General features: G+C 60.1%; 29 protein-coding genes. 22 read left to right on the forward strand and 7 right to left on the reverse strand.

Translation table 11 applies throughout. The annotated features are described in order from the left end of the window. The 5 genes from AWT75_RS22770 to AWT75_RS23465 form a co-directional block, all read right to left on the reverse strand. A complete protein-coding gene (locus AWT75_RS22770; RefSeq protein ID WP_239689522.1) occupies positions 1-153 on the reverse strand; it encodes a hypothetical protein in 153 nt (50 codons plus the stop codon). Next, positions 144-1196 carry a cation:proton antiporter gene (locus tag AWT75_RS08835; protein ID WP_239689523.1) on the reverse strand — a complete coding sequence of 351 codons (1053 nt, stop codon included), beginning with the start codon at positions 1194-1196 and terminating at the stop codon, positions 144-146. The genes AWT75_RS22770 and AWT75_RS08835 overlap by 10 nt, the downstream gene beginning before the upstream one ends. Before the next feature lie 239 nt (positions 1197-1435). Next, positions 1436-2734, reverse strand: coding sequence for an MFS transporter (locus AWT75_RS08840; RefSeq protein WP_062788907.1), 1299 nt, complete (start codon positions 2732-2734; stop codon positions 1436-1438). Between the two features lie 213 nt (positions 2735-2947). Beyond that, a complete protein-coding gene (locus AWT75_RS23460) occupies positions 2948-3445 on the reverse strand; it encodes a nitronate monooxygenase (RefSeq protein ID WP_204376913.1) in 498 nt (165 codons plus the stop codon). After that, positions 3424-4011: an NAD(P)H-dependent flavin oxidoreductase gene (locus AWT75_RS23465; RefSeq protein ID WP_204376911.1), complete on the reverse strand. Its 588-nt coding sequence runs from the start codon at positions 4009-4011 to the stop codon at positions 3424-3426. Before AWT75_RS23465 ends, AWT75_RS23460 begins: the two co-directional genes overlap by 22 nt. Positions 4012-4095: 84 nt before the next feature. Here AWT75_RS23465 and AWT75_RS08850 point away from each other — a divergent pair, with 84 nt between their 5' ends. The 22 genes from AWT75_RS08850 (at position 4096) to AWT75_RS08955 (ending at position 22884) form a co-directional block, all read left to right on the forward strand. Then, positions 4096-4290, forward strand: coding sequence for a hypothetical protein (locus tag AWT75_RS08850; RefSeq protein WP_239689524.1), 195 nt, complete (start codon positions 4096-4098; stop codon positions 4288-4290). 141 nt (positions 4291-4431) lie between these two features. Further along, positions 4432-5160: a 30S ribosomal protein S2 gene (gene rpsB, locus AWT75_RS08855; protein WP_045844997.1), complete on the forward strand. Its 729-nt coding sequence runs from the start codon at positions 4432-4434 to the stop codon at positions 5158-5160. A gap of 74 nt (positions 5161-5234) precedes the next feature. Next, on the forward strand, positions 5235-6101 hold the full coding sequence (tsf, locus tag AWT75_RS08860; RefSeq protein ID WP_045844998.1) for a translation elongation factor Ts: 867 nt from the start codon (positions 5235-5237) through the stop codon (positions 6099-6101). A gap of 92 nt (positions 6102-6193) precedes the next feature. Next, entirely contained in the window at positions 6194-6913 is a 720-nt protein-coding gene (gene pyrH, locus AWT75_RS08865; protein ID WP_045844999.1) for a UMP kinase, read from the forward strand. An 81-nt stretch (positions 6914-6994) separates the two neighbouring features. Continuing rightward, positions 6995-7552: a ribosome recycling factor gene (gene frr, locus AWT75_RS08870; RefSeq protein ID WP_045845049.1), complete on the forward strand. Its 558-nt coding sequence runs from the start codon at positions 6995-6997 to the stop codon at positions 7550-7552. 11 nt (positions 7553-7563) lie between these two features. After that, the gene (locus tag AWT75_RS08875) at positions 7564-8313 is read left to right on the forward strand and encodes an isoprenyl transferase (protein ID WP_045845000.1); all 750 of its coding nucleotides are present in this window, start codon (positions 7564-7566) and stop codon (positions 8311-8313) included. A 6-nt stretch (positions 8314-8319) separates the two neighbouring features. Further along, positions 8320-9126 (forward strand): phosphatidate cytidylyltransferase, encoded by an 807-nt coding sequence (locus tag AWT75_RS08880; RefSeq protein ID WP_062788908.1) that lies wholly within the window; start codon positions 8320-8322, stop codon positions 9124-9126. A gap of 9 nt (positions 9127-9135) precedes the next feature. After that, a complete protein-coding gene (ispC, locus tag AWT75_RS08885) occupies positions 9136-10317 on the forward strand; it encodes a 1-deoxy-D-xylulose-5-phosphate reductoisomerase (RefSeq protein ID WP_062788909.1) in 1182 nt (393 codons plus the stop codon). Then, positions 10311-11657: an RIP metalloprotease RseP gene (gene rseP, locus AWT75_RS08890; protein WP_062788910.1), complete on the forward strand. Its 1347-nt coding sequence runs from the start codon at positions 10311-10313 to the stop codon at positions 11655-11657. The genes ispC and rseP overlap by 7 nt, the downstream gene beginning before the upstream one ends. A gap of 9 nt (positions 11658-11666) precedes the next feature. Then, positions 11667-13967, forward strand: coding sequence for an outer membrane protein assembly factor BamA (gene bamA / locus AWT75_RS08895; RefSeq protein WP_062788911.1), 2301 nt, complete (start codon positions 11667-11669; stop codon positions 13965-13967). Between the two features lie 18 nt (positions 13968-13985). Continuing rightward, positions 13986-14474 (forward strand): OmpH/Skp family outer membrane protein, encoded by a 489-nt coding sequence (locus AWT75_RS08900; RefSeq protein ID WP_045845005.1) that lies wholly within the window; start codon positions 13986-13988, stop codon positions 14472-14474. Between the two features lie 52 nt (positions 14475-14526). Continuing rightward, positions 14527-15576, forward strand: a complete 1050-nt coding sequence (gene lpxD, locus AWT75_RS08905; protein WP_062788912.1) for a UDP-3-O-(3-hydroxymyristoyl)glucosamine N-acyltransferase — start codon at positions 14527-14529, stop codon at positions 15574-15576. After that, positions 15569-16021: a 3-hydroxyacyl-ACP dehydratase FabZ gene (gene fabZ / locus AWT75_RS08910; RefSeq protein WP_045845007.1), complete on the forward strand. Its 453-nt coding sequence runs from the start codon at positions 15569-15571 to the stop codon at positions 16019-16021. The genes lpxD and fabZ overlap by 8 nt, the downstream gene beginning before the upstream one ends. Positions 16022-16023: 2 nt before the next feature. Further along, positions 16024-16800 carry an acyl-ACP--UDP-N-acetylglucosamine O-acyltransferase gene (lpxA, locus tag AWT75_RS08915; protein ID WP_062788913.1) on the forward strand — a complete coding sequence of 259 codons (777 nt, stop codon included), beginning with the start codon at positions 16024-16026 and terminating at the stop codon, positions 16798-16800. Positions 16801-16802: 2 nt separating this feature from the next. Beyond that, the gene (gene lpxB / locus AWT75_RS08920) at positions 16803-17987 is read left to right on the forward strand and encodes a lipid-A-disaccharide synthase (RefSeq protein WP_062788914.1); all 1185 of its coding nucleotides are present in this window, start codon (positions 16803-16805) and stop codon (positions 17985-17987) included. After that, the gene (gene rnhB / locus AWT75_RS08925) at positions 17984-18577 is read left to right on the forward strand and encodes a ribonuclease HII (RefSeq protein WP_193394072.1); all 594 of its coding nucleotides are present in this window, start codon (positions 17984-17986) and stop codon (positions 18575-18577) included. The genes lpxB and rnhB overlap by 4 nt, the downstream gene beginning before the upstream one ends. An 11-nt stretch (positions 18578-18588) precedes the next feature. Continuing rightward, a complete protein-coding gene (locus tag AWT75_RS08930) occupies positions 18589-19095 on the forward strand; it encodes a DNA-deoxyinosine glycosylase (RefSeq protein WP_239689525.1) in 507 nt (168 codons plus the stop codon). Between the two features lie 110 nt (positions 19096-19205). Then, complete coding sequence (locus AWT75_RS08935; RefSeq protein WP_062788915.1) at positions 19206-20333, forward strand: succinylglutamate desuccinylase/aspartoacylase family protein; 1128 nt, start codon at positions 19206-19208, stop codon at positions 20331-20333. A gap of 165 nt (positions 20334-20498) precedes the next feature. Continuing rightward, the gene (locus AWT75_RS08940) at positions 20499-20717 is read left to right on the forward strand and encodes a hypothetical protein (protein ID WP_045845011.1); all 219 of its coding nucleotides are present in this window, start codon (positions 20499-20501) and stop codon (positions 20715-20717) included. Positions 20718-20835: 118 nt separating this feature from the next. After that, positions 20836-21357, forward strand: coding sequence for a molybdopterin-guanine dinucleotide biosynthesis protein B (mobB, locus tag AWT75_RS08945; RefSeq protein WP_062788941.1), 522 nt, complete (start codon positions 20836-20838; stop codon positions 21355-21357). Continuing rightward, positions 21344-22537 (forward strand): molybdopterin molybdotransferase MoeA, encoded by a 1194-nt coding sequence (locus tag AWT75_RS08950; RefSeq protein ID WP_062788916.1) that lies wholly within the window; start codon positions 21344-21346, stop codon positions 22535-22537. Before mobB ends, AWT75_RS08950 begins: the two co-directional genes overlap by 14 nt. Positions 22538-22539: 2 nt before the next feature. Continuing rightward, positions 22540-22884 (forward strand): 2Fe-2S iron-sulfur cluster-binding protein, encoded by a 345-nt coding sequence (locus AWT75_RS08955; protein WP_062788917.1) that lies wholly within the window; start codon positions 22540-22542, stop codon positions 22882-22884. An 85-nt stretch (positions 22885-22969) separates the two neighbouring features. Here AWT75_RS08955 and AWT75_RS08960 read toward each other — a convergent pair whose 3' ends face one another. Further along, on the reverse strand, positions 22970-24610 hold the full coding sequence (locus AWT75_RS08960) for a CHASE2 domain-containing protein (RefSeq protein WP_082696022.1): 1641 nt from the start codon (positions 24608-24610) through the stop codon (positions 22970-22972). Positions 24611-24612: 2 nt separating this feature from the next. Beyond that, the gene (locus tag AWT75_RS08965) at positions 24613-26163 is read right to left on the reverse strand and encodes a FecR domain-containing protein (protein WP_082696023.1); all 1551 of its coding nucleotides are present in this window, start codon (positions 26161-26163) and stop codon (positions 24613-24615) included. Positions 26164-26183: the final 20 nt, after the last annotated feature.

A 26183-nucleotide genomic window follows, 5' to 3' on the forward strand; every position in this document is an offset into this window, starting at 1 on the left:
TCAGTGCTCCTTGCTCAGTTCGCCTGCCTGTTGCAGGGCCAGTCGGCACAGCCAGGGGCCGGCCAGTTCGCTGATGACCAGCACTGCCATCAGGCAGGCCGCGGCGTTATTTGCCTGTGCGCCCAATGCCAGCGAACCCATGCTCAGCAGCATGCACTGCCGCCCGACAGCGGGTTGAGTGCCAGCCCCAGCCACAAGCCGCGTCGACGGGTGAGGCAATTGGCGGGTGCCAGTGCAAACCAGAACAACATGGCAATGCCGGTACGCAACAGCAGGTAGGTGATGGCCAGCGGCCAATGGCTTGCCAGCGCTTGTGGTTGCAGCCAGGCACCGGCTGCCACGAAAAAGGCGACAAAGAAAAAGTGACTGCCAGCCAGCAGGTCGGGCTCGCTGATGCTTTCGCCGCCGCGCAAATTGCGGGTGGCGAGGCCAAATACCAGCAAGGCCAGCGATGGTAGCGTGCCCAGCATCACGGCCAGGCCCACCAGCAGGGTAATCAGCCCGAACAGCAGTACGGTGCGGTGCTGGCGCTGATGGCCCAGCCAGTGGTTGAGCGCAATGGCCAGTACGCCGGCCAGCAAGCCGAGCAGGCTGGAGCCCAGAATCAGCCAGGCCGGGGTGAGCAGACTGTCTGCTGATGGCTGTTGCCGGAACAGGTGAGCCGAGCCAAGTGCAATGGCAAAGACCAGCAGCGACAGCAGGCTGGACAGGGCGGTGGCGGTGGCCAGCCGGTCGCTGACCTGACCTTCGGCGCGCCCCTCGCGCATCATTTCCAGAATGACGATGGGTGAGCTTGCCATGCCGATGGCGGCCATGGTGGTGCTGGTTTGCCAGTCCAGTCCGGCAAAAACCAGCAATGTGTACAGTGCAGCAAATACCAGCAGGCAGTAAGTCAGCGTGCTGAGCAGCAAGGTGCGCTCGGCACGCAGCCAGCGCAAATCAACCCGGCGTCCGCTTTCAAACAGCGCCAGGCCCAGTGCCAGATTGACAAACAGGTCGGCGGCACGCAGCAGGTCTTCGTTCAGGATGTGCAGGCTGGCCGGGCCGATGATCAGGCCGATCAGCACATAGCCGGTCATGGCGGGCAGGCGGGCAATGCGATTGGCAATATGGCCGCCCATTACCCCGAGGGTGAGGAGGATGCCAAAGGCGGCCAGCGGGTTAAGGGCAATGTTCTGCCAGGGAAAGTTTGGCATGGGCGTCTCCGTGGTCTGGTGGAGTGGGCTGCACAGGTGCAGGTCAAGGCCGGGAGTGGCGCGGATTGGCAAGGGTTTGGCAGGTGGCGCGTTACAAGGTTTGATTAATAAGGGACTGCTGATGTAGTTGTATGGTTCCTTGGTATTTAAATTTTTATGCAACTGGCTATGTGATCAGGTTGTGGCGGGAAATGAAAAACGGCCCGTAGCGGGCCGTTGGCGAGGTGCGCACGGGTGAATCAGCGCCGGCTGCGCTCCTGCCATAGCAGATAGCCACCCAATGCCATGCCCATGATGCACAGGGCGAGCACATAGCGTGCCGGTGCCAGAGGGTCGTGCTGTTGCCACAGTGTCACCACCATGGGGGTCAGGCCGCCGAAGATGGCATACGACACATTGTAGGAAAACGACAGCCCGGTGAAGCGGATGGCTGGCGGGAAAGCGCGCACCATCACATAAGGCACCGCACCGACAATGCCCACGCACAGCCCGGTCAGTGCATATAGCGCATACAGCTGGCTCGCGTCATGCGCGACGGTGGTATAGAAATGATGACTGCTCAGCCCCAGCAGCAGGCAGCCCAGAATGAAGGTCGGTCCGCTGCCCAGTCGGTCGATGATGCGACCGGCCAGAATGCAGCCTGCGGTCAGGGCAATAATGGCCAGGCTGTTGGCCTTCAGTGTGGTGGTTGCCACCATGCCGAACTGCTTTTGCAAATAAGTTGGTGTCAGCAGGATGACCACCACGATGGCAGCGGACAGCAGCCAGGTCAGCAGCATGGAGACGATGATGGCTGGCTTGTGCTGGCTCAGGACGGTCTTGAGTGGCAACTCTTCGGCCAATGCCTTGCGGGCCTGCATTTCGGCGAAAACAGGGGTTTCTTCCAGCCATTGGCGCAAATACATGGCCACCAGGCCGAACACGCCGCCAATCAGGAATGGCAGTCGCCATGCCCAGTCGGCAATCTGCGCGGGGCTGAAGCTGCTGTTGATCAGCGTGGCCAGCAAGGAGCCCAGCAAGATACCTGCAGTCAGGCCGGCGGTCAGGGTGCCGCAAGCGTAGCCGGTGTGACGGGCAGGGACGTGCTCGGCGACAAATACCCAGGCACCGGGCACCTCGCCACCGATGGCGGCCCCTTGCAGGATGCGCAAGGCAAGCAAAGCCAGCGGGGCGGCAATGCCGATGCTGGCATAAGTGGGCAGCATGCCCATCAGCAAGGTTGGTACCGCCATCAGGATGATGGATAGGGTGAACATGCGCTTGCGTCCCAGCTTGTCACCAAAGTGGGCCATGATGATGCCGCCCAGCGGGCGCGCCAGATAGCCGGCAGCGAAAATGCCGAAGGTCTGGAACTGACGCAGCCAGTCCGGCATGTCCAGCGGAAAAAACAGCTTGCCGATGACCAGGGCGAAAAACACGAAAATGATGAAGTCGTAAAACTCCAGTGCGCCGCCCAGGGCGGCCAGTGCCAGGGTGCGGTAATCCTGGCCATTGAGCGGGCGGGGTGGGGTGTCCTCAAGCAGGTGCGGGGTGGTCATGCGTATTCTCTTGGTAAATGAACAAGGCGGCCGCTCTGTGGCGGCCTGCGGTCTGCCTGTGGGCAGGGTAGTGAGAATACGAGATAGAAGGACGCGGGGCAATGCAACAAGCCGCCGTGCAGTGGCAGCTTGTTGCGTCATGGTGGGTAGTTTGTTGAGTTAATGTATTCAATCAGACAGATATTTCATGAAAGATGCGCGGAAAGTCTTTTGTCATGAATTGCTGCGCGGTGCGGTCGTTGCGCTGTGCAAGGCATTCAGTCGCGATAGCTGGTCTTCGGCCTCCTGCATCACGCGCAAAAAGAGTTCAGCCACGCCAGGAATGTCGTCAATCAGGCCTTGCACCTGGCCAACCAACTGCACTCCTTGTTGATGATTGCCTTCTTCAATGGCAAGGCGGATGGATTCGGTGGCTGCGCCAAACAAGGCCAGCTGGCGCAATTCCTGCGGTTTTTTCAGCATGCCGCCCAGTGCCACCTTCAGTACCGGCATCTTCAGCTTGCGGGCAACGGCGCTGGCCTTCCAGCCGGCCATCAGCAGGTTCATCGGCTTGCGACAGGCGGCGCGCGCGGCCGGGGTGTCCATCATGCGGCACCACAGGCCATCAAAATTTCGCGAATACAGGGTGTCACTGACACTGCGCTGGCGAATCATCTCCTTGCTGGTGGCGTGTACCGGGCTTTCACGGGTCATGGCCAGGCGGCTGCCCATGGCGATGGCATCGGCACCCAGTGCCAGTGCGGCCAGCAGACCGGCCCCACTGCCAAGCCGCCGGCGGCGATGATGGGTAGCTTGCTCACCTTGCGAATGGCTGGAATCAGAACCAGCGAAGTGACTTCGCCGCCATGCGCGGCAGCTTCGTGGCCGGTCACCAGCAGGCCGTCCACACCGGATTTCTCTGCCGAGATGGCGTGTTTTTCCGTTACGACGGTGGCAATCACCTTGCCGCCGTAGGCGTGTGCACGCTTTACAATCCAGTCGCCCTTGCCCAGAGAGAAGTTGATCACCGGCACTTGTTCTTCCAGTGCTACCACGCAATTGTCATGTGCGCCGGGCATCATCAGGGTGCAGCCAATGCCAAAGGGTTTGTCGGTCAACTCGCGGATGCGGCGGATGGCGGCGCGGGTTTGCATGGCATTGAGCGGCCCTGTGGCCAGAATGCCCAGGCCGCCTGCGTTGGCAGTGGCGGCCACCAGTTCGGGGGTGGCGATGTAGCTCATGCCAGGGCAGACAAGAGGCAATTGAATGCCGAAGGATTCGGTAAATCGGGTTTGCATGATGATGGCCGCCGGGTGGTTTACACTATGGTGCTATTGTTCAGGTTTTTTCCGAAAAATTCAAACGGTTGTTTGATTATGTACATGGTATTGATTGGCTGGCTCTACGTAGTGCTGATGCTGGCCGTTGCACAGAACAGTCTGTGGGCAACGTTTTCCATTCTGTTCTTCCTGGGCTTTTTGCCCACCCTGTTTATTGCAAGAATGACACGCCGCCGCCTGCGCAAACGGCAGGAATTGGCGCAAGAGCAGGCAAATCAAGGCAAGACGCTTGAGTGAGGCGGCTTTGCGGTGCTAGAATCCTGCGTCCTCTGCATTGGGCAGGGGAAACACTACGCACATCCGCGCCAAAGGGTGCCGCCAACGCAAAATGGCGGTTGTCTGCGCGGATGGAGGCTTAACCCTTTAAGGAGTTTTTGCATGTCCACCAACGTTACCATGCGTCAAATGCTTGAGGCCGGCGTTCACTTCGGCCACCAAACCCGTTTCTGGAACCCGAAGATGGCTCAGTACATCTTTGGCAGCCGCAACAAGATTCACATCATCAACCTGGAAAAGACTCTGCCGCTGTTCATCGGCGCCCAGGAATATGTGCGTCGTCTGGCTGCCAACAAGGGCACCGTAATGTTTGTTGGTACCAAGCGCCAGGCGCGTGAGATCGTCCGTGAAGAAGCTGCCCGCGCTGGCATGCCGTTTGTTGATCACCGCTGGCTCGGCGGCATGCTGACCAACTACAAGACCGTGAAGCAGTCCATCAAGCGTCTTGAAGAAAAGCGTGCCATCCTGGAAGGCGCTGATACCGGTTACAACAAGAAAGAACTGTTGGACCTGCAACGCGAAGTTGACAAGCTGGAACGCTCGCTGGGCGGTATCAAGGATATGAAGGGCCTGCCGGATGCCATCTTCGTTATCGACACTGGCTACCAGAAAGGTACCATCGTTGAAGCCAAGAAACTGGGTATCCCGGTAATCGGCGTTGTTGATACCAACAACTCGCCGGATGGCATCGACTACGTTATTCCGGGCAACGACGACTCCAGCCGTGCCATCCGCCTGTACGCTCGCGGCATCGCCGACGCCGTACTGGAAGGCCGCGCCCAGTCGCTGCAAGAAGTCGTAGCTGCCGCCGAAACGGCCCAGGCTGAGTAAGCAGACTCGAAAGGGGGCGCAAGCCCCTTTTTTCAGACCTGATTACCCTTACGTATCGAATACAGGAGTTACAAATGGCGGAAATCACCGCAAAAATGGTTTCGGATCTGCGCGCTGCTACCGGCCTGGGCATGATGGAATGCAAGAAAGCCCTGGTTGAAGCTGAAGGCGACGCTGCCAAGGCTGAAGAAATTCTGCGCATCAAGTCCGGCAACAAGGCTTCCAAGATGGCTGGTCGTCTGGCTGCCGAAGGTATCATCGGTTCTTACGTTGCCGGCGGCGTTGGTGCCCTGGTTGAAGTGAACTGTGAAACCGACTTCGTTGCCAAGGACCCGACTTTCGTTGCACTGGCCAATGCTGCTGCTCAAGCTGCTGCCACTGCCAACCCGGCTGATGTTGAAGCCCTGTCCGCTGTTGTGATCGACGGCCAGTCCGTTGAAGACATCCGCAAGGCTGCCATCGCCAAGTTGGGCGAAAACATGACCATCCGTCGTTTCGTTCGTTACGAAACCACCGGTACCATCGCTACTTACCTGCACGGTGCCAAGATCGGCGTGATCGTTGACCTGAAGGGTGACGAAGCGCTGGGTCGTGACATCGCCATGCACATCGCTGCTTCCAAGCCGATCTGTGTTTCCAAGGATCAGGTTCCGGCCGAAACCCTGGAACAGGAACGCAAGATCTACACCGCTCAGGCTGCCGAATCCGGCAAGCCGGCCGACATCGTCGCCAAGATGGTTGAAGGCCGCGTCAACAAGTTCCTGGCTGAAGTGACCCTGGTTGGTCAGCCTTTCGTCAAGAATCCGGACGTGACTGTAGAAAAACTGCTGGCTGAAAAATCTGCTTCCGTAAATGCATTCGCCATGTTTGTTGTTGGCGAAGGCATCGAGAAGAAGGTTGTAGACTATGCTGCTGAAGTGGCTGCTGCTGCCAAGCTGTAAGTCTGACAAGACTGTATGATCGAACGGCACCCTGCCTGCAGGGTGCCGTTTTGCAAACTGAATGCCCCAAACACACCCAACTCGAGGTTACCATGAGCCAAGCTCCTTCCTATAAACGCATTCTGCTCAAGCTGTCCGGTGAGGCCCTGATGGGCGACGATAACTACGGCATCAACCGCTCGACCATCGAGCAGATTGTCGGTCAGATCAAGGAAGTGGTAGAGCTGGGCGTACAGGTTGGTATCGTGATTGGTGGTGGCAACATCTTCCGCGGCGTCTCCAGTGCTGCCAGCGGCATGGACCGTGCCACGGCCGACTACATGGGCATGATGGCCACCGTGATGAATGCGCTGGCGCTGAAGGATGCCATGGGCAAGGTGGGAGTGGTGGCGCGTGTGCAGTCCGCCCTCACCATGCAGCAGATTGCCGAGCCCTATGTGCGTGGCAAGGCCATGCAGTATCTGGAAGAGGGCAAGGTGGTGATTTTTGGTGCCGGTACCGGCAACCCTTTCTTCACGACAGATACCGCCGCAGCACTGCGCGGCATGGAAATGAATGTCGACATCATGCTCAAGGCCACCAAGGTGGATGGCGTGTACACGGACGATCCGAAGAAAAACCCGGATGCCGTACGCTATCAGACCCTGACCTTTGACGAAGCCATCGGCCGCAACCTGAAGGTGATGGATGCTACCGCTTTCGCGCTGTGCCGCGACCAGCACCTGAACATCAAGGTGTTCAGCATCTTCAAGCAAGGCGCACTCAAGCGCGTAGTGCTTGGCGAAGATGAAGGCACGCTGGTACACTGCTGAGCTTGATGAATACCAAGGGGCGGAAACGGCTGGAAGCCGCTTTCCGCCTTGTTTTTCAAAGTACCGATTTTTGGAGCAAGCATGATTAATGAAGTCAAGAAATCCGCCGAGCAGAAGATGACCAAGTCTCTGGAGGCGTTCAAGACCGACCTGACCAAAGTACGTACGGGTCGCGCCCATACCGGCATTCTTGATCATGTCATGGTCGACTACTACGGTAGCGACGTGCCGGTAAACCAGGTAGCCAATGTCAGCCTGATTGATGCCCGTACCATCGGCGTACAGGCATGGGAAAAGAACATGGTGGCCAAGATCGAGAAAGCCATTCGCGATTCCGATCTGGGTCTGAACCCGGCTTCCATGGGCGACATCATCCGCGTGCCGATGCCGATGCTGACCGAAGAACGTCGCCGTGACCTGATCAAGGTGGTGCGTAGCGAGGCTGAAGGCGCTCGTGTGGCTGTGCGCAATATTCGTCGTGATGCCAATAACGAATTCAAGAACCTGATCAAGGACAAGGCCATTACCGAGGACGACGAGCGCCGCGGCCAGGACGACATCCAGAAAATGACCGACAAGTACATTGCCGAGATCGACAAGGCGCTGGCGGCCAAAGAAGCGGACCTGATGGCGGTATAAAGGAAATAGCCTTGTTTGGAAGCTCCACCAAGGACGTGCCGGAGGTGCGCTGCGTACCCCGGCATATCGCCATCATCATGGATGGCAATGGCCGCTGGGCCAAGAAGCGTTTCCTGCCGCGGGTGGCAGGGCACAAGAAGGGCCTGGACACCGTCCGTGAAATTGTCACCACCTGCAAGGAATTGGGGGTGGAGTACCTGACGCTGTTTGCCTTCTCCACTGAAAACTGGCGTCGTCCGCCGGATGAGGTGAGCTTCCTGATGGACCTGTTCATCCGTGCGCTGGAAAACGAAGTCAGCAAGCTGCATGCCAATAATATCCGCCTGCGGGTATTGGGTACGCGCGAGCGCTTCAGTCCGGCGCTGGCCGAACGCATCCAGGCGGCGGAAGACAAGACAGCGGGTAATGACGGGCTGGTGCTCAGTATCGCTGCCGATTATGGCGGCCGCTGGGACGTGCTCAATGCAGTCAATGGCCTGATTGCCGATGGTGTCAGTGAGATTACTGAAGAAAACCTGGCTTCCCGCCTGTCCACGCACTGGGCTCCGGAGCCGGATCTGTTCATCCGCACTGGCGGCGAGCAGCGCATCAGCAATTTCCTGCTGTGGCAACTGGCTTATTCCGAGTTGTATTTCACTGATCTGCTGTGGCCGGATTTCAACCGTGCGGCACTGGATCAGGCACTGGACTCCTACCGCTCGCGCGAGCGCCGTTTTGGCCGCACCAGCGAGCAGCTGCCCGAACAGCAGCGCAGAAACTGACCCCTCATGCTCAAGACCCGCATACTGACCGCTCTGGTGTTGCTGCCGCTGATGCTGGCCGCATTGTTCGTGTTTCCGGCGGATGCCTGGGCCGCTTTTTCCTGGCTGATCATCCTGTTGGCCATGTGGGAATACGCCCGCATGACGCCCCTGCGCGGCATGGCCAAGTGGGGGTATCTGGGCTTGAGCACGGCTTTTGCCGGTGTCTCCTGGTGGCAGGGCTGGCATATGCCGCAGGCTGCGCACCTGCTGGCGCTGGTGTTCTGGTTGCTGGTGATGCCCTTGTGGCTGGCCCGTCGCTGGACGGTAAAGTCCCCCGGCGTGGCTGCCGTGCTCGGCTGGGTGCTGATGCTGCCGGCCTGGTATGGCTTTCTCGAGTGGCGGCCGCAGGCTGATGCCAGCCATGCGCTGACCTTGCTGGCCGTGATGGGCCTGGTGTGGGTGGCGGACGTGGCCGCTTACTTCTCCGGCAAGGCATTCGGCAAGCGCAAGCTGGCACCTTCCATCAGCCCTGGCAAAAGCTGGGAAGGCGTTTACGGCGCGCTGGTGGGCGTGGCTGTTTATGTGGTCATTGTCAGCCGCCTGGGCTGGATTTCCGTCGGCCTGCCAGTGTGGGCGCTGGTATTGCTGGCCTTGCCGCTTACTGCGGTCAGCGTTTGCGGCGACTTGCTGGAATCCTGGTTCAAACGTGCGTCAGGCATCAAGGACAGCAGCAAGCTGCTGCCTGGTCATGGCGGCGTTTATGACCGAATCGATAGTCTCATTGCCGTTCTGGCAGTCAGCAATGCGCTGCGCGTGCTGGGCGGGCTGTAAGCACATCTCATGAAACCTCAAGGCATTGCAGTTCTTGGGGCAACCGGCAGCATCGGCGTCAATACGCTGGATGTGGTTGCCCGTCATCCCGAGCGCTACCGCGTGGTGGCGCTCAGTGGTCATCATCAGGTCGACCGTCTGTTTGAACAGGCCTGCCGTTTTTCTCCCCTTTATGTTGTCGTGGCGGATGCTGTATCTGCCAATGATTTGCAAGGCCGCTTGCAAGAGCAAGGCCTGGCTACCGAAGTGTTGCATGGCGCAGCAGCGCTGGAGCGTGTGGCCAGCTTGCCTGAAGTGGATGTGGTGATGGCAGCCATCGTCGGGGCGGCTGGCTTGCCTTCGGCCATGGCGGCGGCACGCGCTGGCAAGAAAATATTGCTGGCCAACAAGGAATCGCTGGTGGTGGCCGGTCGCCTGTTCATGGAGGCGGTGCGCGAGCATGGGGCCACCTTGTTGCCGGTGGATAGCGAACACAGTGCCATTTTCCAGTCCTTGCCGCATGATTACGCCGGCAATCTGGATGCTTCCGGCATTCGCAAGATCATTCTCACTGCCTCGGGTGGGCCCTTCCGTCAGCACAGTGCCGAAGACTTGCTGCACGTCACGGCGGAAGATGCCTGTCGTCACCCCAACTGGGTGATGGGGCGCAAGATTTCCGTCGATTCGGCCAGCCTGATGAACAAGGGGCTGGAAGTCATCGAAGCACACTGGCTGTTTTCGGCTCCGCCGGAACGTATCGACGTGGTGGTGCATCCGCAGAGCGTGATTCATTCCATGGTGCAGTACCGTGATGGTTCGGTGATGGCGCAGCTGGGTTCTCCCGACATGCGTACCCCGATTGCCTGCGCACTGGCATGGCCGGAACGCATCGAGGCTGGCGTCAGCTCGCTGGATTTCTTCAGTATGGGCAATCTGAGTTTCGAACAGCCCGATCTGGCTCGTTTCCCCTGTCTTGGGCTGGCGTTTGACTCGCTGCGCAGTGGTGGCGACGCCCCTGCAGTACTCAATGCAGCCAATGAAGTGGCGGTGGCGGCCTTCCTGGAAGGGCGCTTGCGCTTTGTCGATATTGCCGCCGTGGTGGAAGCCACGCTGGCTGGTGTCAGCCTGTCACCCAGCACCTCGCTGGCTGCCTTGCTGGACAAGGATGGTGAAGCGCGTCGCTTTGCCATGAACAAGGTGGGTTCATGCTGACATTCCTGGCATTCCTGGTGGCCATCGGTGTGCTGGTTACCTTTCACGAACTGGGTCATTACTGGGTAGCACGCTTGTGCGGGGTGAAAGTCCTGCGGTTCTCGGTAGGTTTTGGTGCGCCTTTGTATACCTTCCGTCGTGGCGATACCGAGTGGGCCATCAGCCCCATTCCGCTGGGTGGCTACGTGCGCATGCTGGATGAGCGCGAAATGGATGTTGCGCCGGAAGAGCGCCATCTGGCATTCAATACCCAGTCGGTTTACAAGCGCATGGCCATTGTGGCGGCTGGCCCGCTGGCCAATCTGGTGCTGGCCGTGCTGTTTTACTGGTTGGTGATTGCTGGTGGTGTCACACAACTGCTGCCGCAAATCGGCACGGTCATCACCCCCAGTCTGGCCGCCACTGCAGGCTTCCAGCCTGGCGACCGCGTGTTGTCGGTGAATGGGCAGAAGGTGGATGACTGGCAAGGCCTGCGCCTGGCGCTGGTGGATGCGGTAGGCAGTGGCGATGTGCCGCTGCGCCTGCAGGTGAAGACTGCCCAGTCGGCCACGGTGCTGCGCAGTATCGACCCGGCCCAGGCGGATGAAGACACGCTCAAGGCGCTGGAGCAAGGTAATCCCGGCTTCATGCCCATGCGCTATCTGCCTGCCATTGGCGGTGTGGAAGAAGGTGGCGTGGCGGCGCGAGCCGGGCTGAAAGCAGGGGACAAGCTGATTGCCGTGGATGGCAAGCCGCTGGCCAGCTGGGATGCCTGGGTGCGCCTGGTGCATGAGAGCCCGGGCAAGGAGCTGCTGATCCGCATACAGCGTGATGGCAAGCAGCAGGATATCAAGCTGCGTCCGGCTACCGTGGCGGATGGCGACGTGATGATAGGTCGTATCGGTGCAGCGCCGCTGCTGGATGCCGCCTGGATGAAACAACTGGCATTTACGCACAAGCCCGGCGTTGCCGAAGCGGGGGTGGAAGCCTGGCGCAAGATGACCGACACCGCCTGGATGAGCCTGAAGTTTCTGGGCCGCATGGTGATTGGCCAGGCGTCGCTGGATAATCTGTCCGGCCCGCTGACCATTGCCAGCATTGCCGGGCAGACCGCCCGCGAAGGCTGGAGTCCCTACCTGGAATTTCTCGCGCTGATCAGTGTCAGCATCGGTGTGTTGAATCTGTTGCCAATACCTGTGCTGGATGGCGGGCACTTAATGTATTATGTCGCGGAGCTGGTCAAAGGCCGCCCGCTGAGCGAGCGTGCGCAACTGTTTGGACAGAAGATCGGATTCATCCTGCTGGCGTCGCTGATGCTGTTTGCTGTGCTGAATGATATCAGCCGCCTTTTTGGGGGTTAAAACAAACCTATGAAATTGAAATTACTCGCGGCCGCTGTGCTGGGCATGACTACGGCAACAGCTGTTTGGGCTGCGGATCCGTTCGTGATCAAGGATATCCGGGTTGAAGGCCTGCAACGTACCGAAGCCGGTACGGTCTTCAACTACCTGCCGGTCAAGGTGGGCGATACATTCAATGACGAGAAGGCACGTGAGTCCATCAAGAGCCTGTTTGCCACCGGCTTCTTTGATGATGTGCGAGTGGAATCGCGCGATGGCGTGGTGATTGTCGCCGTTGCCGAGCGACCGGTGATCACCCAGCTCAACATCAATGGCGCCAAGGAATTCAGCAAGGATCAGCTCAAAAAGGCCCTGAAGGACAACGGCTTTGCCGAATCCCGCATTTTTGACCAGGCCCTGCTGGACGGCGCGGTGCAGGAGCTGAAGCGTCAGTACTACAGCCGTGGCAAGTATGCGGTGGAGATTACCCCGCAAGTCACCAAGCTGGAGCGCAACCGTGTTGCGGTGACGCTGGATATCACCGAAGGGGTGACTGCCCAGATCAAGGACATCCATTTTGTCGGCAACAAGGCATTCAGCCAGGACAAGCTGCTGGATGAGATGTCGCTGACTTCCGGTGGCTGGTTCTCCTGGCTGACCAAGGACAACCAGTACTCCAAGCAAAAGCTGACTGGCGATCTGGAGAAGCTCAAGGCCTTCTACCAGAACCAGGGCTATCTGGAATTCAATATCGAATCCACCCAGGTATCCATCAGTGCCGACAAGCAGCAAATGTTCCTGACGCTGAACATCAATGAAGGCAGCAAGTTCACCGTTGCTGACATCAAGCTGGCTGGCGACCTGAAAGTGCCGGAAGCCGAGCTGCGCAAGCTGATTACCGTGAAAACCGGCACTGTGTTCGACAATGAAAAGGTGACCGACAGCGTGAAGGCGCTGAGTGACCGTCTGGGCAATGAAGGCTATGCCTTTGCCAACGTCAATGCCTTGCCGGACATCAATCGCGACAAGCAGCAAGTCGGCTTTACCTTCTTTGTGGATCCGGGTCGCAAGACCTATGTACGCCGTGTCAATATTGCCGGCAATACCAAGACCCGTGACGAAGTGGTACGCCGTGAACTGCGTCAGCTGGAAGGCTCGGTATACAACGCCGCCAATGTGAAGCGCAGCAAGGACCGTGTCGAGCTGCTGGGCTACTTTGAAGATGTGAACGTGGAAACCCCGGCCGTGGCGGATGCGCCAGACCAGGTGGACATGAACATCTCCCTGAAGGAACGCGCCACCGGCAGTATCTCCGCTGGTGTGGGCTTTGTGCAGGGTGAGGGTATCCAGCTGTCTGCCAGTGTTTCGCAGAGCAATATTTTCGGCTCCGGCAAATACATGTCCTTCGGTATTTCCAATGGCTCGGTGAACAAGAATGCCACCTTGTCGTTTACCGATCCGTACTTCACTGCCGATGGCGTAAGTCTGGGTTACGACCTGTACCACCGCGTGTACAAGCCGTATAACAGCTCGTCCTCCAGCACCACGCACTACAAGACATCCACCGATGGTGCCGCCATGCGCTTTGGCGTGCCGGTGACGGAAACCGACCGCATCAACTTCAGCCTGGGTCTGGAGCAGACCAAGGTGGGTACCTGGAGCGACAGCCCCACCCGTTATCTGGACTTTGTCAACAAGTACGGCAGCAACAACCTGTCGCTGATCGGTACTGCCGGCTGGGGTCGTGATACCCGTGACAGCTCGCTGTGGCCGACCCGTGGTGCCAACATCAAGGTACAAGCCGATGCGGCGCTGCCGGGCGGCGACCTTGAGTGGTACCGTCTGACGCACTCGCAGCAGTGGTTCTTCCCGCTGTCCAAAACCTTCACCCTGATGCTGAACGGTGAAGTGGGTTATGCCAACGGTTATGGCAAGACTTCCACCTTGCCGTTCTTCCAGAACTTCTATCTGGGTGGTCTGGGTTCGGTGCGTGGTTACGACTCCAACAGCCTGGGTCCGAAGGACGCCAGCACTGGTGACTATCTGGGTGGTACCCGCAAGATGGTGGCCAATGCCGAAATCCTGTTCCCCTTCCCGGGCATGAAGGACAACAAGTCGGTACGCGCCAGCGTATTCTTTGACTCCGGTACGGTTTGGGATAGCACCGTCAGCGGCAGCACCCCGAGCAGCGAACTGCGTTACTCCACCGGTGCGGCCGTGACCTGGCTGTCCCCGCTGGGACCGATGAAGTTCAGTCTGGCCAAAGCCCTGCGCAAGAAGGAAGGCGACAAGTACCAGAGCTTCCAGTTCCAGCTGGGTACCGTTTTCTAAACCGAAAGAGGCCTGAACATGAAATCAATTTTCAAGTGCTTGATTGCCGGGCTGGCCATGGTCAGCCTGCAGGCCTCGGCCGCAGACTTCAAGCTGGGGTTCGTCAACATCGAGCGGGTGTACCGCGAGGCGGCACCGGCGATTGCCATCCAGAAAAAGCTGGACAAGGAATTCGCCGACCGCCGTGCCGAGCTGAAGAAAATGGAAAAGCGTGCCAAGGAACTGGAAGGCCTGCTGGCCAAGAGCACGCTGTCCATCGATGACCGCAAACGCTACGAGCGCGAATATGCCGGCTTGGACCGCGACTATCAGGCCAAGGCCCGCGAGTTGTCGGAAGACTTCAACCAGCGTCGCAACGAAGAGTTTGCTTCGGTACAGGAGCGCGCCAACCGGGTGCTGCGCCAGATCGCAGATCGCGAGCAATATGACCTGATCCTGCAGGATGTGGTTTATGTCAATCCTAAGTACGACCTGACCGGTAAGGTGCTGAAGGAACTGGAAAAATAATCCTGCCTAACTGTTACGGGAGAAGCCGACCCGGGGTCGGCTTTCATTTTTGATGGCGTACACACTTTCTCATATCGTGGCCAGCCTGGGTGGTGTGCTCAAGGGCGAAGACCGTACGGTCGAACGCCTGGCACCGCTGGATGTGGCGACCGCGAGCGATATTACCTTTCTGTCCAATCCCAAATACCGCAAGCAGCTGGACGGATGTGCCGCCGGTGCGGTGATTGTTTCGCCCAAGCTGGAGGCAGAGCTGGACCCGGCACGCTCCTGGATTGTGGTGGATGACCCCTATCTGTATTTTGCCAAGGTGGCAACCTTGTTCCACCCGCCTGCACAGCCGCAGCCCGGCATCCATGCCAGTGCGGTGATCGGCGAGGGCGCTGTCATTGCTGCCAGCAGCGAAGTACGCGAACACGTCAGCATTGGTGCCGGCGCCGTGATTGGCGAGCGCTGTATCCTGCATCCCGGTGTGGTGATTGGTGCTGGTACGGTACTGGGCGATGATGTGGTGCTTTATCCCAATGTCACGGTTTACCATGGCTGTGTGCTTGGCAATCGCGTGGCCGTGCATTCGGGTAGTGTGATCGGGGCGGATGGCTTCGGCCTGGCATGGGCCAAGGATCAATGGTTCAAGATTCCGCAAACCGGCCGTGCCATTCTGGAAGACGACGTCGAAGTGGGTGCCAATACCACCATCGACCGTGGCGCGCTGGCAGACACCATCATCCGGCGCGGGGCCAAGATCGACAATCTGGTGCAGATTGCCCACAACGTGCAGATTGGCGAGCATACCGCGATCGCCGGTTGTGTCGGCATTGCCGGCAGCACCACCATCGGCGCGTATTGCACGGTAGGGGGGGCGGCCATGTTTGTCGGCCATATCGAAGTGGCAGACAAGACGCATATCGGCGGCGGTACGCTGGTGTCGAAGTCCATCCGCCAGCCGGATACCTACGCTTCGTCCTACCCGCTGCAAACCATGAAGGAATGGCTGGGCAATGCCGTTCATGTAAGACATCTGGACGATCTCGCCAAGCGGATAAAACAACTCGAACGCGAGATCGGCATGCTGAAAGAAAACAAGGACAATACAAATGACTGAACACGCCGTAAACATTGATGTACGTGAAATCATGAAGTGCCTGCCGCACCGCTATCCCTTCCTGCTGGTGGATCGCGTGACCGAAATGGTGCCGGACACCCGCATCAAGGCGCTGAAAAACGTCACCATCAACGAACCCTTCTTCTGCGGCCACTTCGAGCAATACCCGGTCATGCCGGGCGTGCTGATCATTGAAGCGCTGGCACAGGCTGCCGGCATCCTGGCCATCAAGAGCCAGGGCGAGCGCGCCGAAAACGAGCTGTACTTCTTTGTCGGCATTGACAAGGCCCGCTTCAAGCGCCAGGTGGTACCGGGCGACCAGCTGATTTTCGAAGTGGAGCAAATCACCGTGAAGCGCGGCATCGGCAAATACAATGCCCGCGCACTGGTGGATGGTCAGGTGGCTTGTGAAGCCGAAATCATGTGTGCCAAACGCGAGGTCTGAGCATGGCCATTCATCCGACAGCGATTGTCGATCCCAAGGCAAACATTGCCGCTGATGTGGAAATCGGTGCCTATTCCATCATTGGCCCGGATGTATCCATTGACAGCGGTACCTGGGTAGGTCCGCACGTGGTGATCGAAGGGCATACCAGCATCGGCAAGAACAACCGCATTTTCCAGTTCAGCTCGCTGGGTGCCATTCCGCAGGACAAGAAGTACGCCGGTGAACCTACCCGGCTGGAAATCGGCGACAACAACACCATCCGCGAATTCTGCACCTTCAATATCGGTACGGCGCAGGATGTGGGTGTGACCCGTCTGGGCAACAACAACTGGATCATGGCTTATGTGCATCTGGGCCATGACTGCCAGATCGGCAACAACACCATTTTTGCCAACAACGCCACGCTGGGCGGCCACGTGCATATTGGTGACTGGGTGATTCTGGGTGGTTTCACCAGCGTGCACCAGTTTGCCATCATCGGCGATCACGCCATGACCGCCTTTGCCAGTGCGGTGGCGCAGGATGTGCCGCCCTACGTGATGGCGCATGGCAACCGTGCGGTGCCGGCCGGCATCAATGCCGAAGGCCTGAAGCGTCGTGGCTTCACCCCGGAGCAGATCCGCCGGGTGCGCAATGCCTACAAGGCCCTGTACCGTCAGGGTCTGCAATACGATGCCGCCAAGGAAGCCATTCTGGCCGAAGCACAGCAAGGCCATGTCGAGCTGGAACCGTTCACCCGCTTCTTTGCCCAGTCCGAGCGAGGCATCATCCGCTAACCATGTCTGAACCCTTGTTCAAGCGTAAAGGCGCGCTCAAGGTGGCCATGGTGGCTGGCGAGGCCTCCGGCGACCTGCTGGCGGCTCACCTGATGGAAGCCTTGCAGGCAAGACACGCCGATATCGAATTTGCCGGTATCGGCGGCCCGCGCATGGAAGCGCGGGGTTTTGTCAGCCACGCGCCGCAAAGCCGGCTGGCGGTGATGGGCTATGCCGAAGTGCTCAAGCGCCTGCCGGAGCTGCTGCGTATCCGTCGCACCCTGCGTGACCGCCTGTTGGCCGAAAAGCCGGATGTCTTTATCGGTGTGGATGCGCCGGATTTCAATCTGGCGCTGGAAGCCGCACTGAAGAAGCAGGGCATTGCCACCATCCATTACGTCAGCCCGTCCGTATGGGCATGGCGGCTGGAGCGCATCTACAAGATAGGCCGTGCCGTCAATCGCGTGCTGTGCCTGTTTCCGATGGAGCCGGCCTTGTATCAGCAGGCCAAGGTGCGGGCGGATTTTGTCGGCCATCCGCTGGCCAGCGCAATTCCGATGGTGCCGGACCAGCTGGCCATGCGTGAACAGCTGGGTTTGCCGCGGCAGGGGCCCATTTTCACCCTGATGCCGGGCAGCCGCAAAAGTGAGCTGGAATTCATGGCACCGTTGTATATCGAAGTGGCCCGCATGCTGCTGCGCGATTACCCCGATGCCACCTTCCTGGTGCCGCTGGCTACCCGCGCCACCATGGATCAGTTCGATCAGCTGCTGACCCGTCACAAGGCCTGGGACTTGCCGCTGCGAAAGTTGTTTGGGCACGCCCAGATGGCAATGATTGCCAGCGACGTGGTGCTGGTGACCAGTGGCACCGCCACGCTGGAAGTGGCGCTGACCAAGCGGCCGATGGTGATCAGCTACAAGCTGTCCTGGCTGACCTACCTGCTGGTGAAGCGCAAGATCAAGCTGCCTTACGTCGGCTTGCCCAATATCCTGTGCGGACGTTTTGTGGTGCCGGAACTGCTGCAAAAGGACGCCACCGTAGAAAAACTGACGGCGGAAGTGAAGCGGCTGTACGAAGACAAGGATGCCCGGGCCGAGATGGTGCAGACGTTTACCGATCTGCATCAGTCATTGCTGGCTGATACGGCTGGGCTGGCCGCAGCAGCGGTATTGCAGGAGGCCGGATGTCAGGCGAAGCCTGCATGAGCACCGAGCTGATTGCCGGTGTGGATGAGGCCGGGCGCGGTCCTCTGGCCGGTGCGGTATTTGCCGCTGCGGTCATTCTGGACCCGGCCCGCCCCATTGCCGGGCTGGCGGACTCCAAAGTGCTGAGTGAAGCCCGGCGCGATGCGCTGGCGGTGCAAATCAAGCAGGATGCGCTGGCCTGGTGCATTGCCAGCGCCAGTGTCGAGGAAATCGACAAGATCAACATCCTGCAAGCCACCATGCTGGCCATGAGTCGGGCGGTGGCCGGGCTGGCGGTATCGCCGGGCAAGGTGTTGATTGACGGCAACCGCGTGCCAAAGCAGATTACCCTGCCTGCCGAAGCCATCGTCAAGGGCGATGCCAAGGTGCAGGCCATTTCGGCGGCCTCCATTCTGGCCAAGACAGCGCGTGATGCCGAACTGGTTGCGCTGGATGCCCTGCATCCGCAATACGGTTTTGCCCGCCACAAGGGCTATCCTACCGCCGAGCATCTGGCGGCACTGGAGCAATACGGTGCGCTGGCCGAGCATCGCAAGTCCTTTGGTCCGGTCAAGGCCTGGCTGGCACGCCAGCAAGGTCAGCTGTTCTAGGCCGCCACGCCGTGACCGACGTGGCCAAAACCTGCTTTCCCCCGGTAGTGGATGCGCACACCCGGCTGCTGATCCTGGGCTCGCTACCCGGCGATGCCTCGCTACAAGCCGCCCAGTATTACGCCCATCCGCGCAACCAGTTCTGGCGTTTGCTGGAACAGGTGCTGCAACAGCCCCTGATTGCATTGCCCTATGCCCAGCGTCTGGCATGCCTGCAAGCGCGCGGTGTCGGGCTGTGGGATGTGGTGGCCCAGGCGCAGCGGCAGGGTAGTCTGGACACTGCCATCCGCGCAGCCAGCCATAACGACCTCTCTACCTTGTGCATGGGCCTGCCGCAGTTGCAGGCACTTGCCTTCAATGGCGCAACGGCAGCGCGAATCGGCAGCAAACAGCTGCACGGTGACACTGCATTGCTGCCGCGTCTGACGCTGCCATCTTCCAGTCCCGCCCATACCATGCCTTTCGCACAGAAGCTGGAGCAATGGCTGCCATTGCGCAGTGTGCTGATGCCCGGCTGAAACAGGCAGGCATCTGCGTCTGACGCAGGTTTTGCTTGAAGTCGGCGCTTGGCTGTGGTGTTCTGTGCCATCTGGCCAAGCCGCCTGCCATATCTGCTACAGGAGCATCCATGCGTACCGAACATCATCCGCTACTATCCCCCAGCCTGGGTACCCAGCGCAGCATCACCAGCTTTCACTTCGGGCCGGCAGGCGGCAGTGGCGGCTGGCCGCGCAAGGTGTATATCCAGGCCAGCCTGCACGCCGGGGAAATTCCGGGCATGCTGGTGGCACACCTGTTGCGCCAGCAATTTGCCGATCTGGAAGCGCGTGGGCTGTTGCAGGCGGAAATCGTACTGGTGCCGGTGGCCAACCCCATCGGCCTGGCGCAGCAACTGCATTACCAGCCGCAGGGGAGGTTTGATCTGGCCAGCGGGGAAAACTTCAACCGCCTGTACAGCGAACCCTCCGCGCAAGTCATTCCGCAACTGCGTGAACAACTGACGCAGGATGCCGACACCAACCGCAGCCTCATCCGTCAGGCCTTGCGCAAGGCCATTGCCGACGAGCCGGTGTATACCGAGCTGCAAAGCCTGCGCCAGACCCTGCACCTGCTGGCGCTGGATGCCGACCTGGTGCTGGACCTGCACTGCGACTTTGCCGGTGAAGTGCACATTTACTCGCATAGCGAACACTGGCCACTGGTGGAAGACCTGGCGGCGCACCTGCAATGTGGCGCTTCGCTGCTGGCCGATGAATATGGCGTGATGCCGTTTGATGAAGCCATCTTCCTGCCCTGGGCCAGGATTCGCGCCGCCTTGCCACAATTCCCGGTGCCGTTTGACAGCGTGGCAGTCACTGTCGAACTGCGGGGTGAGGGTGATGTCGATTACCGGCTGGCCGGGCAGGACAGTCAGGCCATCCTGCATTATCTGACCGGGCGTGGCGTGATTGCCGGTGAGCCGGTCGCACCTGCACCCTTGCCGTACCCGGCAACCCCGCTGTCCGGCTCCCAAACCCTGATCGCCCCGCATGCCGGGGTAATCGTGATGCGGGCCGAACTGGGTAGTGTGGTGGCAGCGGGTGATGCCATCGCGGATGTGATCGACCCGATTGCCGGTACCACCACTACGCTGCATGCCGGAACCGACGGCATGTTCTATGTGTTTGCCCGCCATCCCTATGTGGTACGTGGTGGTACGGTGGCCAAGATAGCTGGCCGGCATCCGCTGAGTGAACGCAATTTGCTGGGGGCATGAACTAGTTGCCAAAGGCCATGAAGGCAAGCCACAAGGGCTGATTTGTCGTGTTTTCCGTACCAAGGCATGGCTGGATGATGCAGTGCATGCCCGAAAACTTGCAGTTTGCTGCCGCTTGCACTGATATTGGTAGTGTCTGGCATCCAGCAAGAGAGGAGGATAAGCATGAGTCGTTATTGCATCTGGTTTGTCACCCCGGACGACACGGTCATGCGGCGTGCCGAGGTGGCCATCAACGGCAGCATTCATTGTCATCAGGTACTGGAAGAAATCGAGGCGCAGCTGGCCCTGGATTGCGGGCTCAGTCAGGTGATGATTGTGGACTGGAAGCGATTCGAACAAGTGGAAGCCCAAAGCGCGCCACTGGCGCGGGCAGTGGCCTGAGTGTGCGCCGGACTGCTCCTGCCTTTGAGTGACCGGTCCTAGTTCGTCAGAGGGAAGAAACGGGATTGGCCTGCATGCTATCATGCGGCCCATCCCTTTTTATTTGGATCTCGCCATCATGTATGTGCTGGGCGTAGCAGGCTATTCAGGCAGTGGCAAAACCACCTTGCTGGAGGAAATCATCCCGCTGCTGTGCGCCGCTGGTGTGGATGTCGCCGTGATCAAGCACACCCATCACGACGTGGACTGGGACCAACCCGGCAAGGACAGCTGGCGTCACCGCGAGGCGGGCGCTGCCCAGGTGTTGCTGGCCGGTGCCAGGCGCCGCCTGCTGGTGCAAACCATGCCGCAGGGCAATGATGCGCCACTGGCGGAACATGTGGCCGCCTTGCGCCCTTGCGACCTAGTCTTGGCCGAAGGCTTCAAGCATGAGGCCATTGCCAAACTGGAAGTCTACGACCCGGCACTTGGGCATGCGCCGTTGTACGTGCAGGACCAGTCCGTGCTCGCGGTGGTGACGGATGCGGCGCAGCCAGACTTGCCACCCACCGCATTGCCCCGCTTTGGGCGGGATGATGTCGAAGCCATTGCCCGTTTCATTCTTGCCTTACTGGAAAAACATCAAGATGCTCACCGTTGATCAGGCCCGAGACTGGCTGTTGCAGCGTGCCCAGCCCGTGCGTGCTACCGAAACCCTTCCGCTGCTGCAGGCGCTGGGCCGTATTCTGGCCGAGCCGGTACTGGCCGGCCTGGACGTGCCGCCGCAGGACAATAGCGCGATGGATGGCTATGCCCTGAACAGTGCAGATGGCAATGGCCCGTTTGCCATTTCGCAGCGCATACCCGCTGGCACCCAGCCGCAGCCATTGCAAGCCGGTACGGCGGCGCGCATTTTTACCGGCGCGCCCATTCCGGCCGGGGCTGATGCGGTGGTGATGCAGGAAATGGCCGAGCTGCAGGCGGATGGCCAGGTGCTGTTCAGCCAGCCGGTGAAGCCGGGCCAGAATATCCGCCGCGCGGGCGAAGATATCCTGTGCGGTGCCACCGTGCTGTCTGCCGGGCAGTTGCTCAGTGCTGCCGATCTGGGCCTGGCTGCTTCCATTGGTGTGCCCACGCTGACGGTGTACCGCCCCTTGCGGGTGGCGGTGTTCTTTACCGGCGATGAACTGACCGAGCCGGGCCAGCCGCTGCAAGCAGGGCAGATTTACAATTCCAATCGCTATTGGCTGGTGCCGGAGCTGATGCGGCTGGGCTGCGAGGTGACCGATCTTGGCATCGTGCCGGATTCGCTCAGCCGCACCCGCGAAATCCTGCAGGATGCCGCCGGGCTGGCCGATGTCATCATGACTTGCGGCGGGGTGTCGGTTGGCGAGGAGGACCATGTGAAGGCGGCGGTAGAGGCCGAGGGTAGCCTTGATCTGTGGAAAATCGCCATCAAGCCGGGCAAGCCGCTGGCCAGCGGCAAGGTGGGTCAGGCCGGTTTCATCGGCTTGCCGGGTAATCCGGTATCCGGCTTTGTCACCTATCAGGTGCTGGTAAAACCCTATCTGCAGCGCTGTGCCGGTTTGCAGCAAGATGACATCCAGCCAGCGGCCCACTATCCGGCCGGCTTTGCCTGGGAGCGACCGGACACCCGGCGTGAAGAGTTCCTGCGGGTGAAACTGGTACGGCAAGACGGCCAGTGGCAATTGCAGCGCTATCCCAATCAGGGCTCCGGCGTGCTCACATCCTGCGCCTGGGCGGATGGTCTGGTGCGGCTGGCTGCCGGCCAACAGGTGCAGCCTGGCGACATGCTGGCCTTGCTGCCCATTTCCGGCTGAACATGCCCACACTGCATTTTGTTGATGGTACCGGGCAGCAGTTGGCTGTGGTGGATGCGCAGCCTGGTGATGTGCTGCTGGATGTCGCCCGTCTTGCGGATGTGCCTTTGCACTGGCGCTGCGGCCAGGGCACCTGCGGCACCTGCAAGGTGAGCATTCGTCATGCTGACCCTCAGCAGCCAGTCAGGCTGACACGCAAGGAGCGCAATGTGCTGCTGCGCGCCGGTTTGATTGATGCCGCACAAGCTGCACAGGAAAGCTGGCCGGATGTCTCGTCAGGCTGGCGGCTGGCCTGCCATGTACCGGTGGGTGAGCAGGACTGGCAGGTGGTCTGCCCGCAGGACTGAGCGCGGGTTTGCATGGCAAAAACAAAGCCACGATCAAGGTCGTGGCTTTGTTCATTATTGTTTTTCATTATTGTGGACGGGCATGTCAGCTGGATGCCGGGCTGACCACATTGCGCCCGGAGCGCTTGGCAATATACAGCGCACCATCGGCTTCTTCGTAAATGCGCTGGGCCGTGTCATCCGCCTGCGGAATGCGTGCCGCCACACCAATGCTGCAGGTCACCTTGTGCAAGGGGCTGCCATCATGCGGCAGGTCCAGGTCTTCCAGCCGCTGGCGGAAGGTTTCTGCGGCATCCACTGCCTCCTGCATGCTGGTGCCAGGCATCAGCACACCAAACTCTTCCCCGCCCAGACGGGCAGGCAGCACACCTTTGCGCTTGAAAGTGTCTTGCAGTACATGGGCCACCCGCTTGAGGATCATGTCGCCTGCATAATGGCCGTACTGGTCGTTGTACAGCTTGAAGTGGTCAATATCCAGCAGGATGAAGGCCAGTGGCTGGCTGGCATTGCGCTGCCTGTCAATCGCCGGAATGAACACCTCGTCAAAATGACGCCGGTTGGCCAGCTGGGTCAAGCCATCGGTGGTGGCCAGCGTTTGCAAGCTGGCCTGCCGCTCGATGAAGCGGGCAAAACCGCAAACCAGCAGCACCAGCATGCAGCTGACCGGTGCAAACCAGTAGCGGGCCAGCAGCAGCCCGGCAATGCTGATCAAGGCTGGAATGGCGCTTGCGGCCGCATAAGCCTGCAAGGCATTGCGGCGGCGGCCCCAGGGGGAGAGCAGGTAATCCAGCCCCAGCACCAGTAGCAGGCTGAACAGGGCTTGCTGGGTCAGGGTAAGCGGGCGAATCAGGCTGCCATCCTGCAAGCCGCGCAGAAGATAGGCGTTGATCACCACACCGGGCATGCCGCCGGCTCCGGCGGACAATGGCGTGGTATGCATGTCGCCCAGCCCGGCGGCGGTGACGCCAATCAGCACGATGCGGTTGCGGAACAGTTCCGGGTCGGTGTTGGCCAGGGCGTCGATATACGACAGCCGCTGGAAAGGCTCGGCCCCTTTGCCGTAGGGCACCATGATTTCATCACTGCGCACCCAGGGTTCGTCACGGCTATGCACCAGCGTGGCAGCACTACTGGCCGGTTTGCCCTCGGCCACGTCCAGAACTGCACGGGCAAAGGCCGGGTAGTCGGCACTGCCCAGGCCCGCATGCAGATAGCCACGACGCACGATGCCGTCATCGTCCCGTTCGAAGTCGGTATGGCCCAGACGGTTGGACGCTGCGGCAAACAGCGGCAGCGGGCGGGTTTCGGTCAGCACGCCGCCGCTGTTTTCCGGAAACACCGGGCTGACTACCTTGCCGTTGTCGTGCATGGCACTGGCCAGTGCCTGGTCCGGGCGGCTGCTGCTGAGCGTGCTTTCTGCCAGTGCAATGTCTAGCCCCACGGCCTTGGCTGATTGCAACTGGCGGATCAGGTGGGCGTGCAGTTCGCGCGGCCACGGCCAGTTGCCCATTTCCGCCAGGCTGCGGTTGTCCACTTCAATCAGGATGGGGTCGTCAGCTGCTTTGCCCAGCGGGCGCTGGCTGATTGCAACATCATAAAACCAGTTGTCCAGACGTTGCAGCGCGCCGCTCAGTACCAATAGCAAAACAACTGCTCCGGCCAGTAGCGGGAGCAGTTGTTGCCATGGCGGCCTGCGGGCAGGCGGCGTGGATGGGTCAACAGGCATGGTCAGTGCAGCTGGATGATTTCGTTGGCCTCAATGGCGTGATAGCCCGCCTCACCATGGATTTCCAGCCGTGCCAGAAACTGTCCTTTGGGAAGCTGGGACAGCGGCCAGCTCGGCTGACTGGCAGTGTTGCGGTAAACCACGGTCTGGCGGTCGGCCTGAGCCAGCAGGGTCAGGGTATAGCGTGCGTCCTTCACCGGGTAATGCCGTGCCAGCAGCACTGGCAGCGCCGGTTTCAGGGAGGAGAACAAGCCCTTGGACAGCAGGGACTGGATTTCGCTGTAGGGGCCGGGCTGGCCCTGGCCATCAACATGCGCCACACGCCAATACCATTGGCCGTCCTCAGGCAAGGTCAGCTTGCTCTCCGGGGTAGTCAGCAGCAGGGTTTGACTGATCTGGCTGAAATCCGGCTGGCGCGACAGCTGCCATTGCACCGGTCGTTCCGGGCTGGCGGTGGTGTGCAGGCTGAAAGTGTGGCCGCGGATTTCCTGCGGGCCGGCGGTTCCCAGCAGCAAGGGCGGTGTCGGGTAGGCCTTGAGTTCGAAGGTCTTGCTGCTGTCGTAGCCTTCCAGTCCGTGGGCATTCCTGGCCCGTGCGGCAAGCTGGTACTGGCCGTTGGCGGGCAAGGGCAGGTAAAACTGCGGCCCGTTGACCGTGCGTTCGGATAATTGCTGGCCAGTGCTGCCCGGGCCATTGATCCTGACCCGGTAGGCCACGGCTTGCTGATCGGCTGTCCATTGCAGCAGTGGGGGATTGAAACTGCTTTGGGCCGGCAATGGGCTCAGGTCCGGCGCGGCGGGCAGTGCTTCCGGCGTGGTCGGTTTGGCGCCTTGCTGGGTTGTGGTGCCGAATCCTGCCTGCACATCTACCTTGCCGCCTTGCTGGCCACCCACATTCACCTTGCCGCGCAGCACTTCGGTGGCCGTGCTGTCGGACGATTCGGCGCTGACGCGGAATTCCGTGCCGCGCACGGTAGTCACCGCAGACGGCGTGCGGATCTGGTAGCGTCCGGGCATCAGGATGTTGGGGATCACCGAACTGCCGGCATTGCCCTTGTCCAGGCGGATTTCGGTTTTGGCTGAACCGGTGCTGGGGTAATAGATTTCGGTTTGCAGCTGGGCGCTGGAATTGGCACCCATCAGCAGGGTAGAGCCGTCTTCAAAGCGCAGCTTGAGCATGGCGTCGTTGCCGGTCTGGAAGCGGACACCCTTGGGATAGCGTGTTTCCTTGTTGATCGGCAGCGGCTGGTTCTTGCTGTCCTGCGCGGTGACCTCACCGGAGAATTCCTCGATACGGGCGCTGGAGGGCTGCTGCTTGACCCAGGGGTAGGGCACGCGCACACGGCTGCCGGGTGTCAGCCGGTAAGGGTCGGCAATATGGTTCAGCTTTTGCAGTCGGGGAACATAGGCGGGAGATGCCAGGTGCTGGTCGGCCAGTGACCACAGGGAGTCACCGGATTTGACCTGATACTCCCAGTAGGCACTGTCGATGCCGGAGGCGGCATGGGCTTGCATACAGAGCGCGATCAGGCCGGAAAGCAGAATGATTCTCATAAATACGGTCGGGAAATGGC

The organism is Aquitalea pelogenes (genome assembly GCF_001515305.1).
Classification (GTDB): Bacteria; Pseudomonadota; Gammaproteobacteria; order Burkholderiales; family Chromobacteriaceae; genus Aquitalea; species Aquitalea pelogenes.